This window comes from Ignavibacteria bacterium, from assembly GCA_036262055.1.
In the GTDB taxonomy this organism is placed as follows: Bacteria; Bacteroidota; Ignavibacteria; order Tepidaquicellales; family Tepidaquicellaceae; genus DATAJP01.
Map to the genome: position 1 here is coordinate 160,033 of DATAJP010000003.1, position 16,340 is coordinate 176,372.

Below are 16,340 nucleotides of genomic sequence, written 5' to 3' on the forward strand. Positions count from 1 at the left end.
CCTCCACTAAATACTGTTTCTTATTTATAAACCTTAAATTGGAGGTAATAAAATGAAACGAATTTCTTTTCTACTTTTTTTCTTAACCCTCATTATTTTATTTGCAGAAGTATCAACGGCTCAAACACCTCAATATTATAATTATCAAAATGTTGGAACGTCATCAAATTTCTTTCCATTTGGTGTTGTTGCAGGTAAAGAAGTGCAATGGCTTGTTGGCCCAAATGAGTTTGCTCAGCCTACTCCGGCACCATCAGGTATGAGAATAACAAAACTTTATTTTTTTATGACAGGTGCATCTTCAAATAATCTTGTTAATCTTACTATCAAATTGGGTCAGGCAGCTATTAATACTCTTCCTACAGGAGCGTGGTATGCGGGACAACTTGATACCGTCTATCACAGACCTGCAGTAACTCTTACATCTACTGCCTTGGGATGGATGAGCATTACATTGGACAGACCGTTTAATTATGATCCTTCATTAGGCTTGGTTATAGACATAAATCAATGCGGTGCAACTTCTACGACTATGACCACGCGTCAGAATGGTATTACAGGGTTCTTCAGAAGAAACTACAGTGCAGCAGGTAGCTGTCCTTTCACATGGGGCGGACAAGATGCAAATGTTGCCAACTGTGGAATTGATGTTGAAGCGGCAGGTTCACCGCAGAATTTTGCGCTTCGTTTGCCAACACCCGGTGTAAATACAAACTATGTAGCAATACCTCACCAGGCAAGCATGATAGGACTTACAGCATATACAATAGAAGCGTGGATGAGACCCGGCTCAACAGTAGCAGCAAATACAGTATTAAATAAAGGCGGTGCATCATTCGACTATCAGCTTGGAGTAAGTGCCGGTGGTGTTCCTTTCGTAAGAAACCAGGGTGGTATAGCAACATCAGTAGGACTTATTATAACTGCAGGAGTATGGACGCACCTTGCAGCTACGTTTGACGGTTCAACTGTAAGATTCTATAAAGACGGAGTATTAGCATCGACTGTTCCACTTGCAACACTTCCGGGCAGCTCAGCAAATGAGATGCGAATCGGAAGAGGAAATGCTGATGCAGGAACGGGAAATCTGAAAGAGGTCAGATTGTGGTCAACAGCCAGAACTCAGGCACAGATAGACTCAAACAGATGCAGAAAATATCCGTCAACATTTTCATCTTCAACAGGTTTGAAAGCAGTCTGGCATTTTGACAGCACGTTTGTGGATTCAGTGAGCGGATATAACGGAACCCCAGTGGGAACAATAGGCTTTGATACCGTATCATATCCATTCCCGGGAGTTTGTTCACCATCTGTGATAACACCGGTAGGGGTTAATATTCCTGACAGATATTCATTATCACAGAATTACCCAAATCCGTTCAATCCTACAACAAGAATAGAATTTGCAATTCCAAGAGGAGAGTTTGTCGAATTGAAGCTATATGATTTGCTTGGCAAAGAAGTCGGAGTATTGGTTCAAGGACCATACGAAGCAGGCAGATATATATTTGACTTCAACGCAGGAAGTTTATCGAGCGGAATATACTTCTATACAATCACGGCAGGAAGCTTCAGAGATACAAAGAAGATGCTTCTTGTAAAATAAATTTAATGTTAAATAATGCTTAAAATATAGGGGCGTCAAGCCCCTTTATTATTTAACAAAGTTTTCCATTTGATTTAAAAATTATTTATTTTATTTTTTATAAATAATAAACAGAGAAGTTTCTTTTTTAACTTAAATTGGAGAGTAAAATGAAACGCCTACCTTTACTGTTTGTATTAATTCTTTCCTTAACTTTTTCTATTTTTATTATCTCGAAAGATGCGAATTCACAAGCGCTTCCGGATATTCTGTATTATAAATTTGAAAATAATGCAGGTCCTACTTCAACACCAAACTCAGCAAATCCCGGGGCTGGAAACAATCCGGCAACAATAACCGGTTCAACCGTTCTTGCTTCAGGCGGTCAGTTTGATTCATGTATATCGGGAAATGCTGCAACCAATGGTGGGGTTCAAACGGGCTGGAATACAAATCTCGGATCAAGCAGCTGGACAATCAGCATGTGGATTGAACTTCCGACTAATGCTACCGGTTCTGCGCTTTATCTTTTCGGAGATAATACTGCAGGTTCATTCAGATGTTTTCATAATGGAGCAGCCGGAGTTAATTCATTACGTTTAACAGGAACAGGAATCACAAATGTAAATGTAACCGGTGTTGGTCCTGCACCAATGGTAGTTACATTTGTATATGATTCTGCATTAGCAAGCATAACTGTTTATAAAAACGGTGTGTTTGACCAAACCGTTGTACAAACTCCTCTTAACCTTACTACAGGTACCGGAGGTTTTAAAATTGGGGGTTATACAACCTCAGCAACAATGTCTGCTAAACTTGATGAATTCCGTGTTTACAGAAGAGCGTTATCCGCAGCAGAAGTTCTTGCAACGTGGAACGTTGAATTAGGCGGCGGCGGTGGTCCTGTTGTCCAACCTGATTCGATTTGTTACAAAGGACCTGTGCCGGCATATCCGACAGGATTTTTCGGACATGCATCAAACTGGTTAGGTGATACATTATACATCTGCGGTGGCAGTGCAACGGGAACCGCATCTACATCAGTTTATAGATATTCTATGAATAGCGACAGCTGGTCAGCCGGTACAAGCATGCCGGTTGCAAAAACAGGCGGAGATTTGGTACAATGCGGTAACGCATTATATTACATTGGAGGTGGTTCTGCACTTGCGGCAACAGGAGGAACATCAACAACACTTCGTTATCGTCCGAATATTGGTTGGGATACTGTAGCATCGATACCTCAGTTGGTAGCAGGTAATACAGCAGAAGCCTGGGGAGATAGTGTAATATTCTGTATAGCAGGCGGTTGGACACAATATTACCGGACTATACAAGTATATAGAGTGGGTTCCAATACATGGTCAAAAGCAGACTCACTTGGAGCCGGTTTAGGCAGAAGATCACATGCAACCGGAATTGTTGGCAATAAGATATTTGTATCGTGCGGATTTTCAGGAGCATTCCGAAATGACACACAAATTGGAACTATAGGAGCAAATGCAAATTCCATAACCTGGTCAACTGCTCCGGCAATTAATTGCCGTAGCGGAATGTCCCGACCGGGCGGTGTTGGTCATGAAGGTTATTTCTATGTAATAGGAGCAGAAACTTCTCCTGCACCTGCGATACAGGATAGTGTATTCAGATTTAATGTAAATACCAATACCTGGGAAACGCCTATACGCGGCAGAGGTACAGGAGCAGCGTCAAATTATTGGGGCGTAGTATCAGCAAAGACAATAGATAACCGTGTTAACATTTTCATACCCGGAGGAAGCGTTACCGGTGCAACTACCTGGGGCTTATATATAGTTCGTTCCGGAGGATGTTCACTTGTAACCGGCATTGAAAATACAGGAACGGGAATTCCTGATAACTTTAAGCTGTCACAGAACTATCCTAATCCATTTAATCCTACAACAAAGATAGCATTCTCTATACCTGTAAGGGAGCTTGTAGTATTGAAGCTATATGATATTACGGGTAAGGAAGTATCGACGCTTGCAAACAGTACATATGAGGCAGGGAATTACATTCTTGACTTCAACGCAGGAAGTTTATCGAGCGGAATATACTTCTATACAATCACAGCCGGCAGTTTCAGAGATACAAAGAAAATGATGCTGATTAAGTAATTTAATATTTTAATTTATTAAATATTATATTAAACAAGGGGCACTAAGCCCCTTGTTTGTTTATAACTTAACTAAGCTTATTTCGAAAATAGTATAAAGTAATTCCTGCAGATACAGAAAGGTTCAGTGATTCACAATCTGAAAATCCTTTAATCTTAATTTTTTCAAAACCCAGACTCAGTAAATCAGTGCTTAATCCCGAAGCTTCATTTCCAAAAGCTAAAATTATTTTATCAGACTTGTTAATATTAACATCTTCCAAGCTTTTGCTTGCACTAAGGTCGGTCAAAAAAATTTTATAGTCCCTGTAATTTTTTACTTCCCGTATTAAATCTAATTCAGTTCTTATCTTTAGATTGAACATAGCCCCTTGTGATGCCCTGACGGTTTTGGGGTTATAAACATCAACAGAATCCTTACTTAATAAAATTAACTCAACTCCAAACCAGTACGCGGTCCGCAATATCGTGCCAAGGTTTCCCGGATCATTAATCCGGTCTAATGCAAGAATGATATTTCCTGTTTCTTTGGATTTATCTTCATCAGTAATATTTAATATGGCAGAAATACCCTGGGATTTGACTGTATCGGAAATTTTCTCAAATTCTTTTGAACTAAGGTACTCTAATTCATATTTGCCGGATAATTCATTAATAATTTGCTTATCTTCAAAATCTTTTCTAATAAAAATTTTCTCTATGTTATTTTTGTAATACTTCGATTTGATTGCTTCCTCAATTAAATGAGCTCCTTCAATTATGAATTTTTTTTGTTCGGCTCTGAACTTCCTGTCTTTGAGTAGATTCTTATAATATGAAATTTCGTTTTTGGTCACAAGATTGATTAACTATTCTCCGCGGTACTCAACTGAGTTTTTTTCGGTTTCATAAAGCTTAATCGAATAAAGCTTTACGTTATCTTTGTTTATTTTATCTTTCAGAATATCCCAGAAAACTTTTGTCATATTTTCCGTGGTGGGGATTATGCCTTTAAAAATGTCAAGCTCATTCAAAAAACTGTGGTCAACTTTTTTTATTATGCATTCAAGAAGAATGGCTTTAAGCTTTTTTAAATCCATCACATATCCGCTTTCCGCATCGGGAATACCGCACAAGGTAACTTCCATATAATAATTATGTCCGTGAAGATGATTGCATTTACCGAATATCTCTATGTTGCGTTCTTTTGATAAAGCAGGATTTTCAAGCTTGTGAGACGCCGAGAAATGTTCTTTTCTTGTTATGAATATCATTGTAATATTTTAATGTTAAAATATAATTATGTTAAGAAACCTTTTGTCTATTTTTAAGTCTCAATGTAAGTAAACTTGTATATATTATGAAATCGTTCATTATATTTTTTTGTTTTCTATTTTTATAATTTGAAACATATGCTCCTAAAAACCGTTATATAAACTGTAAAATCCAATGAATTTAATGAAAAAAATATTAGTTCTTTTCCTCGCTCTTGTAATATGTCCTTCTGCATTTGCACAGCAAAATGTAACACTGGATGATGCAGTCAGAACTGCAATTTCAAATAATTTAGACATATCTTCAATTCAGAATAATATGATAATACAGAATTATTATCTGAGAAGAAGTCAGGGTGCGCTATACCCTTCACTGAACTTGAACGGAAGATGGACAAGGAACATCACGGATTCAAAAGGAGGAACTATTTTCCAAAACGGTGTGCCGATAAATATCCCTGACCAGTCGACTACAAGCAATGATTTTAATCTTAGTTTAAACTCCACTGTTACCTTATTTGACGGTTTTGCAAATTTCAGACAGGTTGATTATGATGAAACTGCTATTAATACATATAGATTAGAAATAGAAAGACAGAAAACCGACATTGTAATAAACATTAACACATTATACATCGAGGTTTTAAAAAATGAGCAGATAGTAATTGCAAATCAGCAGACACTTGCAGATTCAAGAGCTCAGCTTGAAAGAATAAGAGAGATTATTAATGTTGGCAGGGGAACGATTGCCGATTTATATAAGCAAGACGTTCAGGTTGCAACCGATGAGCTTAATCTTCAACGTTCACAAAATGTTCTTGAAAAATCAAAAGTAGATTTGCTGAATGCAATGAGCGATGATGTCAATAAACAGGTTACAGCAAGCGCTCAGGGCATAAACGTAAATATAACAAACGAAGAGCTTGCAGGAATTGTAGCCGCAAATTCAAATGTTGACGTACTTGTACGGAGAGGAATTGCTGACAGGTATGATTTTAAATCTGTTATGCTTCAGATTGAGCTTAACAGAATAAATCTCGACATAGCCGAGAAAAAAGAATATTTCCCTATACTTTCTGCTTTTGGGAATTATAATCTGAATGGAGATGCGATTGGTGATATTACGAATACCCGAGTTGCAACATTCGGTCTGCAATTAAGTTACCCGATATTTCAGGGATTCAGTTATGATGTTAACAGGCAAGTTGCGGAAGTAAACATCAAGCAAAGCGAACTTAACCTTCAAAAACTTGAACTTGCAATTAAAGCTGAAGTTAAAAAAGCCGTTCTTGATTTGCAAAATTCATACAATCAGGTTGTTGTCATTGACAGAAGTATTCGTTCAGCAGAGCAGGATAAATTATTATCGGAAGAGAATTACAGATTAGGGCTTGGAACACTGCTTGACGTTCAGATTGCAACAACAAGATTAAATAATTTGCAAATCGAGAAAATTAATACAACATATAATTTTCTGATTGCAAAAAGGCTAATAGATTATTACTCAGGACAAATAAAATATTAAATATATAAATAACAAGATGTCAGACCAAACTAATCCTCAAGTTATTCAAACAACTCCAAGCCAGGTTGTAAAACCGGTGGTTAAGAAAAAGAAAAAAAGCAGGAAGAAATTATTTATAATTGGTGGAATTGTCCTGCTTCTGTTGATAATTATCACAGTTATAGTCTCCGGCAAAAAAGAAAAAACAATCGAGGTTCAGACTGAAAAAATTTCAAAGATGAACATAACTCAGGTTGTTCAGGCAACGGGAAAAATACAATCTGAAATACAGGTAAATATCAGTTCTGAAGTCAGCGGAGAAATTATTTCTCTTCCTTTTAAAGAAGGGGATGAAATAAAGAAAGGGGCTCTTCTCGTTAAAATAAAACCTGATGCATACATTCCACAGCTTCAACAGCAAGTTGCAAATGTGAAGGTTCAAGAGAGCGCACTGAATGAACAGGAAGTTCAACTAAGAAGATTTGAGCTTGAATTAAGCCGGACTAAGGAGCTTGTAACAAAAGGTCTTGCATCACAGAGTGAGCTTGATAATGCGCAGTCGAATTATGACCAGGCACTGGCAACGGTCGGCAGAGTGCGTGCGCAAATCACACAATCACGCGCATCGCTTTCTTCTGTTCAGTATGACCTTTCAAAGACAAGTATTTTTGCGCCGGTATCAGGAACTGTAACCGCACTCAATAACGAAGTCGGTGAAAAAGTTTTGGGAACAAGTTTTAATCAGGGCAGCAATATTATGAGTATATCTGACTTAAGCAAAATGGAATGCCAGGTTGAAGTTGGCGAAACCGATGTAACGCTTATTAAGCTTGGTGATACAGCAAGAATTGAAATTGATGCTTTTCCTGATAAGATTTTCAAAGGGTATGTTTACGAAGTCGGTAACTCTGCTAAATCAAAAGCGACAGGAACTCAGGAAGAAGTAGTAAACTTCATTGTTAAAATAAGAATAATTGACAACGACGTTGATTTGCGTCCGGGAATGAGCTGTAACGTTGATATTGAAGTTGCAAGAAAAGAAAATGTTCTTGCAGTACCGATTCAATCGGTTACAACTCGTGAAGATTTTAACGCAATACAGAATACCGACATGGGAAATGAAAATCTTATGCGTTCGAAGGATGTAGATGCAAAGAAAAAATTAAAACCTCAGGAAGTTGTGTTCATTGTTGAAGGCACGGTTTCAAAATTAAAAAATGTAAAGACAGGAATCAGCAACGATACTTATATAGAAGTAACTGAAGGACTTGCCGAAGGAGAAGAAGTTGTGAAGGGAAGCTTCAAAGCAATCAGCAAAGAACTGGAAAATGATACTAAGGTCAAAGTTAATAATGATGTGAAGAAAAAATCCTTTGATGAGGAGTAATCGCTTATAAATGGAAAACCTAATTGAAATTAAAGACGTTAAGAAGCTCTATATAATGGGTGTAGAAGAGTTGTATGCACTCAAAGGTGTAAATGTTAATATTCAGAAAAATGAATACGTTGCCATTATGGGACCGTCGGGTTCAGGTAAATCAACACTGATGAACATAATCGGCTGTCTTGATACTCCGACTTCCGGCGAATATATACTTAACGGCAAAAACGTAAACGAAATGGAGGATGATGAGCTTGCTGAGATAAGAAACCGGGAAATCGGTTTTGTATTTCAGACATTTAATTTACTTCCGAGAATAAATGCGCTTCATAATGTTGAGCTTCCGCTTGTTTATTCAGGTATGTCTAAAACCGACCGGCTTGAGCTTGCTGAGCAGGCGCTCGTCAATGTCGGGCTTGCAGATAGAATGGGGCACAAGCCAAACGAACTTTCCGGTGGACAGAGGCAGAGAGTTGCTATTGCGCGCGCTCTTGTGAATAATCCTTCTCTTATACTTGCAGATGAGCCGACAGGTAATCTTGACACAAAGACAGGTGAGGAAATAATGAATTTGTTTGAGGAACTGTGGAGTAAAGGAAATACAATTATTGTGGTTACACACGAAGAAGACATTGCAAAGAATGCTCATAGAATCATTAAACTACGCGACGGCTTAATTGAAGCTGATTATCTGAGTGAAAAAGGCATCAGCAAGAAAAAAATTAAAGAAGAGTTAGCTTCAGTATAAAATGAATTTCTTTTCCGAAATAAAAGAAAATATTTTAATTTCGTTTAATGCGATTAATGCGAATAAGCTAAGGTCATTACTTGCCACTTTGGGTATTGTAATCGGTATTACTGCCGTTACGCTTATGCAGACTGCGATTGAGGGTATTAACCGTGCTTTCGAGAAAAGTATTGCCGCAGTTGGCGCAGATGTTCTTTATGTTCAGAAGTTTGAATGGTTCGGAAAAGAAGACTGGAGTTTTTACAAAAATAGAAAAGACATTACGATGCAGCAGTATGATTTTCTTAATGTAAATTCACAGACATCTGCTATAATGGCTCCTTCTGTCGGTACAAACCGTACATTACGATATCGTGATTTGGTTTTGCAGAATGTTTTTGTGCTTGGCTCGACATGGGAATACCAGGAGGTCAGCGGTTTTAATATGGCTGAGGGAAGATATTTTACACAGAGGGAAACCGACGGCGGTTATCCTGTATGCGTGATAGGAACTGACATTCGAGATGCATTTTTTCCCAACACAGATCCTCTTGGAAAAACAATTAAAGTCGGCACATATTCATTTAAAATTATCGGAGTTGTTGCAAAGCAGGGAAGCTTGTTAGGTTTATTTAGCTTGGATAACCGCGTCATAGTTCCCATAGAAAGATTTTTTACTTTATTCGGTGATAAACGCGGATTAACGATTAATGTTAAAGCTGCTGACATAAACAATCTCGAGGAAACCAAAGAAGAAATAAAAGGATTGATGCGAAAGGCAAGGAAAGTTCCTTATGGTCAGCCGGATGATTTTGGTATTAATGCTCAGGAGGCATTCCAGACAACTTATGAAAGTTTAACCGGTCTTATAAAAGTTATTGGAACGATGATAACGATGCTTGCTCTTATTGTCGGTTCGGTCGGAATTGCAAACATTATGTTCGTCTCTGTAAAAGAACGGACGCGGGAAATTGGTATTCGTAAAGCTCTTGGAGCAAAAAAACGGACAATCAGGTTTCAGTTTTTGATTGAGTCGAGCATGATTTGTCTTCTCGGCGGGATAATCGGTCTTTTAATTGCATTTCCAATTAGTTTATTAATAGATGCGCTTGTCCTGCCTACTTCTATGCCGTTATGGATTGTTGCGCTTGCAATTTTTATATCGCTGTTATTCGGAATTCTTGCAGGGTTTTTCCCTGCATACTCGGCAGCTAAAATGGATCCTGTCGATTCATTAAGATATGAATAAATCACTTTGTCATTTAGTTAAATGAATATACTTGAAATCATAAAACTTTCTTTCGGAACGTTAAGCAATAACAAGCTGAGAGCTACTCTAACGCTCATCGGTATTATCATAGGTGTATTTTCCATAATTGCAATTATGACTTTGCTCAATGCGCTTCAGGCAGGAATTGAAACAGGATTATCCGAACTCGGCAGCAACACATATCAGGTGCAGAAATATCCCGCGCTTCAGATGGGTGGACCTGAAGGTAATTCAAAATACAGAAACAGACCCGACATTACTTATGACCAGGGCATGCGTTTAAAAGAAACGGCAACGATTTATAAATACATGTCGCTTGAAGATTATATTTATGAAAAAACTTTCAGGTCGGAATATGACCATACAAATCCTAATAATTATATCGGAGGCGTTATACCTGAATATCTTGAATGCAATAACAGAGCCGTCGGACTCGGCAGATTTATTTCACAGGTTGATGTTGATTATGCGAAAAATGTTTGCGTAGTCGGGATTGACGTGACAGATAAACTTTTTCCGAATATGAACCCCATAGGAAAAACAGTAATACTCGATAATATTCCGTATGAAATCATAGGTGTATTCGAGCCGAAAGGGGAAAGCTTCGGAGTAAGCGGAGATAATTTTGCATTAATCCCTATTTCAACGATGCAGAAACTTTACGGTAAAAATACACGCTCGCTTAATATTGCAATTCAGGCACCCAGTAAAGATACATACAATGAATCGCAGGAAAATGTCATTAGTGTTTTGCGCGCAATCAGAAAAGTGCCTCCAGGCGAACCGAATAATTTCGAAATTTATTCCAATGAATCTCTTATCAGCACAGTAAATGAATTTACTGCTTATTTCAAATACGGCGCAGGATTTATTTCATTTATTTCGCTTCTCGCTGCAGGTATCGGTATTATGAACATTATGCTTGTATCTGTTACAGAGCGTACAAGAGAAATAGGGATACGTAAAGCCATTGGTGCAAAGAAAACCACAATACTTACGCAATTTTTAATTGAGGCAATTATTCTCTGTCAGTTTGGAGGTTTGATAGGCATTATACTCGGTGTGTTAACAGGAAATCTCATAGGTCTGTATTTGCAGTCTCCTGTTGTAATTCCTTATGACTGGGTTATAATAGGTCTTATTGTGTGTTCAACAGTCGGAATAGTCTTTGGTGTTTATCCTGCGGCAAAAGCAGCGAAGTTGAATCCTATTGACGCTCTCAGGTATGAATAATCGTTTCGTTAAAACCTGAAACAAGCTCATATAATTTCTTCATTTCCGGAACATCGGAATTTTCAACAACAAATAAAATATTATCAACCTGCTTATTGATTTTTTTAAGGTAAGATGTATCTTTTTTTGTGGAGTAAGTAGACCCGTAACTGCCAAGCATCTGTAAAATTCTCATAACAGCTATATCATAAAATTCTTTTATCTTATCCGAATAATCTAAATTAAAGTTAGTTTTTAAAATATTATTATATTGTTCGAGATATTTTAACTTATTTTCATTGGTAATATTTGAACTTCCGGAGAAAATAAAAGAAACAACATCATAATAAAGAGGTCCTTTCCTTCCTGACTGATAATCAATAAAATAAAATTCATTCTTATACAGCATTATATTGCGGGGTTGATAATCACGATATATGAAATAGCTTTTATCTGCTTTGTCTAATGAATCAAGGAGATATTTCTTAATGTTTTCAAAGTTTTTTCCGGAAAATTGGATTTCAAATTGTTTAACAAAAGAATTATTGAATTTGTTAAGGTCAAATTCAAGCTGAGCATTATCAAAAATTTTTGTTTCGTAACAATAATTGTAATCAATTTTATTTTTCAATTCAATCTGAATATATGCAAGCTGTCTCAATGCTTCCAAATATAAATTTTCGCATTTGTGTGATTTGCAATACGAGAAAAGTGTTTCATCGCCTAAATCTTCTTCGAGGTAATACAAGGAATCATTTGAAACAATGTAAATCTCAGGAACATTGAACCCGTTAGCTTTGAAAATTTGAGTAAATTTTATGAAGGCTTTATTTTCAGAAACATTCTCGTTGAAAATGACAATATATTTTTTATTTTCCGTCGATATACGGTAAATTTGTCTTTTTGATGCTCCTGCAATTAGAGGTTCAATGCTTAGTATATCATCAGCAAATTTTTTATGGAATAATTTTCTGAAGTTATCTAAAAAAGTTGGTGTGTTATAACTCATTTCTTTACAAGATCTTTTAACGCGGTATCAATTTCGGTGAATTCAAATTTAAAATGATGGTCTAAAGCTTTTTGAGGAATCACCCTTTGCCCGTGAAGTAAGCTTTCGCTCAGCTCTCCTGAAATTATTTTCAAAGCAAATCCGGGAATCGGTGCCCAGCATGGACGGTGTAAAGCTTTGCCCATTGCTTTGCAAAATTGTTTATTCGTTACGGGATTTGGCGCGGTTAAATTTAACGGTTCGGATATAAAATAATCGTCAAGTGCAAACATATAGAGTTCAATTACATCATTTATATGAATCCATGATATATATTGTTTCCCGTTCCCCATATATCCGCCGACAAATAACTTAAACGGTAGACTTAATTTTGGAAACGCCCCTTCGTTTTTATCGAGAACGAAACCCGTTCTCATATTGACAACACGCACTCCAAACTCTTCAGCTTTTTTTGCTTCAGCTTCCCAGTCAATGCACAATTTTGCAAGAAAGTCTTTTCCGTATGTTGATTCTTCATTTAACTCCGTATCACTTCTAAAACCGTATATGCCGACACCTGATGCGCAAATGAATGCTTCGGGTTTTTTACCGCTCATTCTTATTGCATCAACCAATTTTCTTGTTGAGTTAATTCTGCTGTCATATAAAAGCTGTTTAAATTTATTACTCCAACGTTTCCCGGCAACATTAGCGCCGGCAAGGTTTATTACATAATCTGAAACATTTATATGATTTGAAAGCTCATCTATGCTGCTGTTATCATTCCATTGAATAAAATCAATACCGGTTCCTCGAAGTAAGTTCTTAGCTTTTTGAACATCTCTTGTAAGCAATTTTACGGAATAGTCGTTTGAAAGAAGCTTTGGAATGAGATGAGAACCGATTTGTCCGGTTCCTCCGGCAATTAACACGGTTTTTGGCATTTGGGAACTTAATTATTAAAACTTTCAATTTAAACTTATTTTAATATCTAACTATGTTTTTACTGTATTTTAATTATCAAAAAAAACATCAAAAGCTAACGAAATTGATGCATTTTGTAGATTATAAGTTTGGCAAGCAAATTGCAAATAGTATGGCTTATTATTGATTATACTGAAAAAAAGGATAAATTTTAAAGCAAGTAAATAAAAAAAAAAATGAAATACCTTAAATTAACATCACTTTTCTTATTCGTTGCAGTGCTTTTTAGCGCTTGCAGCCGTTATGATGGTTCTGTGGTAGGACCTACTACTGTAACAACAACCCAAACCAAACTGAAAGTTATTAACACAGCTACAAATTTTACATCTTTATCTGCCAAAATAAATAACAATTCTCCTCAAATTTTGGCTTTTGAAAATTTGCTCCCATATCAGACTTTACCTTCAGGTGTTCAAAAAATGCTTGTTAAGACACCGGATGGAACCGATTCATTACATCATGAGAATAATCTTTCCAATAATGTTGCATATACATGGTTCATAATTGACGGAGCGCCCCTGAGTGTTCTCCCGGCTGTTGATAATCTTGATATTCCTGCAAACGGAAAAGCCAAAGTGAGAATATCAAATTTTACCAATGTAGATACTATTAATATAAAAATTACCGGCGGAGATAATTTAATAACCGGAATCAACAATGGCGCAGTTTGGGGTTATGCCTCAGTAAATAGTGGGACATATAACTTAGAAATAAGAGATTTTTCGGATGATAAACTGTTGTATTCTGCAAACGGGGTAACGTTTTCCAATCAAAATATATATGATTTAGTAGTAAGCGGATATTACGGAGGAACCGGACTTAAAGAAATTAGGTTTACAGTTTATAACTAAGGCTAATTTTAAATTAGCTTTAGTTATATTTGGAAACTAAACCTAAAATTATGAAACTGCTTAAAAGCATCGTTCTCGTTGTTACCCTTTTTTCTGCAATTTTATTTTCTTCATGTGATGAAAATAACCCTTTAAATCCTACCGGAAATGCAAGATTAAAAGTTATTAATTCAATTGCAACTCACGGTTCGGTATTGCTGCAATTCGACAGCGTTACATATAATCCAACATTTGGCTATACTGAAGCTACCGATTATAGAAGTTTTACCAGTGGTACTCATTCTGTCCGCGTCGTTGGAACGTCAGGAAGCACAACTACTGAAGCAACCTTAGGAAGAACTCTGGATGCTAATACAACGCATACATGGTTTGTTCATGATAACATAAATCTGAACGGGTTTGTTTATACTACAGCAGTCGATAACCTTAATAGTCCTGCTTCAGGTAAATTTAAGTTAAGAGTTGCAAATGTTTCTCCGAGAACGGGTGCAATAAACATTAAATCTACCGGCGCTCCTAATGATATGTTTTCGAATGTATCGATGTCAAGCGTATCAGGGTATTTAGAGTTTGATGAAGGAACTTATTCTTTAGAAATCAGAGATGCAAGTAACGGAAGTTTATATGGAACACCGCAAACTGTAACTTTTACAAACGGAAGGATTTATGATTTGGCAGTTTCGGGGTTAAATACACTTGGTTCACCTATCATTTTTACTGTTTACTTATCAAACTAATTTCAGTACAACAATATAATAAGGATGCTTTTGCTCAAAAGCATCCTTATTTTTTTTACACTTCTGAATCGCTTCTGGGAAACGGAATTTTCATCAAAAAATCTTCAACGCATCTGTTAAACTCATCAGGTTTTTCTATATTTGATAAATGTCCTGCGCCATGCATAACTTTTAAATAAGAGTTTTTTAAATTTTCTTTCATACGCTCTGCATACTCGACACCTGTCATTGCATCTTTATCGCTGGCGATTATTAATGCAGGGATATTAATGTGCTTTAATTCTTCAAGAGTTTCAGTGCGGGTTGCGAGCGCATTTGCAACCTGAGAAATTCCTTCCGGCGATTGCCAGCTCATAACTTCCTTAACAAAATTTTTAATATCATCATTTTTATATGACTGTTCTGATATAATATTTTTTAAAAACTGGCTGAGGAATAAATCTTTCTTTCCTTTCTTCATTTGTTTGACTAATGTATTACGCGCAATTAAAACATCATTTGTATCTCGTTCGGCTCTTGTATTGGAAAGAATAATGGAATTAAACAAATCCGGTGAACGTTGTATAGCTCTCAAGATAATATATCCGCCTATTGAAAGCCCGCATGCATTAACTTCATCAAGCTGTAATTCAGAAATGATATTCAGCAGGTCATCAACCAAATCTTCCATCATAAGAGGATAGGGAGAATCATATTTGCTGTAACCAAGTCCGCGGATGTCATAAGTTATTACTCGAAAATCATTTTTAAAATGTTCAACCTGCTTATCCCATTGGCGGCTGCATAAAGGAAAAGCATGAATGAATATAATTACAGGATTATCTCCTCCTGTGTCATAAACTGCAATGCCGTTTATTTCTGATTTTTTCATAACATTGTCATTCCCGCGCAGACGGAAATCTAAGCTAAAATGATTCTACATATAAATATGCAGAGTGACAAAAATACTATTTTATTGCGTCATCTAAAAATTTTATAAAATCTCTCATCAACTTAAGGTGGTGAACTATTAATTCAACAATTGACGCATCATAAATAACATCTACTTCATACTGCTTCTCAATATAAAACTGTGTCATTTTCAGAATTTCCTGCAAACGTTTATCAGTAATATTTTCATATCCTCGTGGAGTTTTAACAGCTTTTATTCCAAGCACCTCTCCATATTCTTTTTTTATCTCTTTATTATCTATAACCTTTAAATACTGTTTATAGTTTTTAAAGATATAACTTCTGATTTTCTTTAAATTATTAAGGTCAGTGCTGTATTGTCCTCCTGCGACGAGAAATTCATCGGGTGTAAAATGAAAATAAAACTGAGGAATTTCGGACGATTTCACCTTATTGAATGCAAATGCTGCCGATGCATAATTTTTATATGGGGTCTTATCTTTGGTAAAGCGTATGTCGCGATTGATTCTAAATATCGACTTATAATTAACTACAATATCTTTATCTATTTTTTTAATTTCCACTGCAAGAGCATCTATGAGGTCTTTCATCGGCTGTTTTATATAGACCTCGTATTCTTCACGATGCTTATCAAACCATTTTTTATTGTTATTCCGTTTATTCGATAGCGCTTTAAAGAATTTTATTGCTTCAGGTGAAAATCCAAGAAAGGGCGGTTTTATTAACTCGTCAAGCATGTGTATATTTTTTTAGACAAAATCGGGAACTATTTAAAAATAGCAATACTATAAAACTAAAA

15 protein-coding genes are annotated in these 16,340 nt (G+C 36.3%); 9 read left to right on the forward strand and 6 right to left on the reverse strand.

Annotation, left to right across the window (positions count from 1 at the left end):
• The first annotated feature begins 52 nt into the window (after window positions 1-52).
• Entirely contained in the window at window positions 53-1,606 is a 1,554-nt protein-coding gene (locus VHP32_07815) for a LamG-like jellyroll fold domain-containing protein (protein ID HEX2787796.1), read from the forward strand.
• 149 nt (window positions 1,607-1,755) lie between these two features.
• Window positions 1,756-3,723 (forward strand): LamG-like jellyroll fold domain-containing protein, encoded by a 1,968-nt coding sequence (locus tag VHP32_07820; protein HEX2787797.1) that lies wholly within the window; start codon window positions 1,756-1,758, stop codon window positions 3,721-3,723.
• Window positions 3,724-3,790: 67 nt separating this feature from the next.
• Here VHP32_07820 and VHP32_07825 read toward each other — a convergent pair whose 3' ends face one another.
• Both VHP32_07825 and VHP32_07830 read right to left on the reverse strand, forming a co-directional pair.
• Window positions 3,791-4,558 carry an RNA methyltransferase gene (locus tag VHP32_07825; GenBank protein ID HEX2787798.1) on the reverse strand — a complete coding sequence of 256 codons (768 nt, stop codon included), beginning with the start codon at window positions 4,556-4,558 and terminating at the stop codon, window positions 3,791-3,793.
• 12 nt (window positions 4,559-4,570) lie between these two features.
• Window positions 4,571-4,975 (reverse strand): 6-carboxytetrahydropterin synthase, encoded by a 405-nt coding sequence (locus VHP32_07830; protein ID HEX2787799.1) that lies wholly within the window; start codon window positions 4,973-4,975, stop codon window positions 4,571-4,573.
• A gap of 184 nt (window positions 4,976-5,159) precedes the next feature.
• On the opposite strand from VHP32_07830, the gene VHP32_07835 reads away from it, so the two are divergent.
• Genes VHP32_07835 through VHP32_07855 form a run of 5 tightly spaced genes read left to right on the forward strand, consistent with a single transcriptional unit; the run spans window position 5,160 to window position 11,090 of the window.
• Complete coding sequence (locus VHP32_07835) at window positions 5,160-6,500, forward strand: TolC family protein (GenBank protein HEX2787800.1); 1,341 nt, start codon at window positions 5,160-5,162, stop codon at window positions 6,498-6,500.
• Between the two features lie 16 nt (window positions 6,501-6,516).
• Window positions 6,517-7,866 (forward strand): efflux RND transporter periplasmic adaptor subunit, encoded by a 1,350-nt coding sequence (locus VHP32_07840; protein HEX2787801.1) that lies wholly within the window; start codon window positions 6,517-6,519, stop codon window positions 7,864-7,866.
• Between the two features lie 10 nt (window positions 7,867-7,876).
• Window positions 7,877-8,608 (forward strand): ABC transporter ATP-binding protein, encoded by a 732-nt coding sequence (locus VHP32_07845; GenBank protein HEX2787802.1) that lies wholly within the window; start codon window positions 7,877-7,879, stop codon window positions 8,606-8,608.
• A 1-nt stretch (window position 8,609) separates the two neighbouring features.
• Window positions 8,610-9,836, forward strand: coding sequence for an ABC transporter permease (locus tag VHP32_07850; GenBank protein ID HEX2787803.1), 1,227 nt, complete (start codon window positions 8,610-8,612; stop codon window positions 9,834-9,836).
• A gap of 21 nt (window positions 9,837-9,857) precedes the next feature.
• Window positions 9,858-11,090, forward strand: coding sequence for an ABC transporter permease (locus tag VHP32_07855; protein ID HEX2787804.1), 1,233 nt, complete (start codon window positions 9,858-9,860; stop codon window positions 11,088-11,090).
• Here VHP32_07855 and VHP32_07860 read toward each other — a convergent pair.
• Entirely contained in the window at window positions 11,077-12,078 is a 1,002-nt protein-coding gene (locus tag VHP32_07860) for a phosphotransferase (protein HEX2787805.1), read from the reverse strand. The genes VHP32_07855 and VHP32_07860 overlap by 14 nt on opposite strands.
• Entirely contained in the window at window positions 12,075-13,001 is a 927-nt protein-coding gene (locus VHP32_07865; GenBank protein HEX2787806.1) for a TIGR01777 family oxidoreductase, read from the reverse strand. Before VHP32_07865 ends, VHP32_07860 begins: the two co-directional genes overlap by 4 nt.
• 216 nt (window positions 13,002-13,217) lie before the next feature.
• On the opposite strand from VHP32_07865, the gene VHP32_07870 reads away from it, so the two are divergent.
• Both VHP32_07870 and VHP32_07875 read left to right on the forward strand, forming a co-directional pair.
• Window positions 13,218-13,892, forward strand: coding sequence for a DUF4397 domain-containing protein (locus VHP32_07870; protein ID HEX2787807.1), 675 nt, complete (start codon window positions 13,218-13,220; stop codon window positions 13,890-13,892).
• 50 nt (window positions 13,893-13,942) lie between these two features.
• A complete protein-coding gene (locus VHP32_07875; GenBank protein ID HEX2787808.1) occupies window positions 13,943-14,629 on the forward strand; it encodes a DUF4397 domain-containing protein in 687 nt (228 codons plus the stop codon).
• Window positions 14,630-14,684: 55 nt separating this feature from the next.
• Here VHP32_07875 and VHP32_07880 read toward each other — a convergent pair whose 3' ends face one another.
• A complete protein-coding gene (locus VHP32_07880; GenBank protein ID HEX2787809.1) occupies window positions 14,685-15,500 on the reverse strand; it encodes an alpha/beta hydrolase in 816 nt (271 codons plus the stop codon).
• Window positions 15,501-15,576: 76 nt separating this feature from the next.
• The gene (locus VHP32_07885; protein HEX2787810.1) at window positions 15,577-16,278 is read right to left on the reverse strand and encodes a DUF2461 domain-containing protein; all 702 of its coding nucleotides are present in this window, start codon (window positions 16,276-16,278) and stop codon (window positions 15,577-15,579) included.
• Window positions 16,279-16,340: the final 62 nt, after the last annotated feature.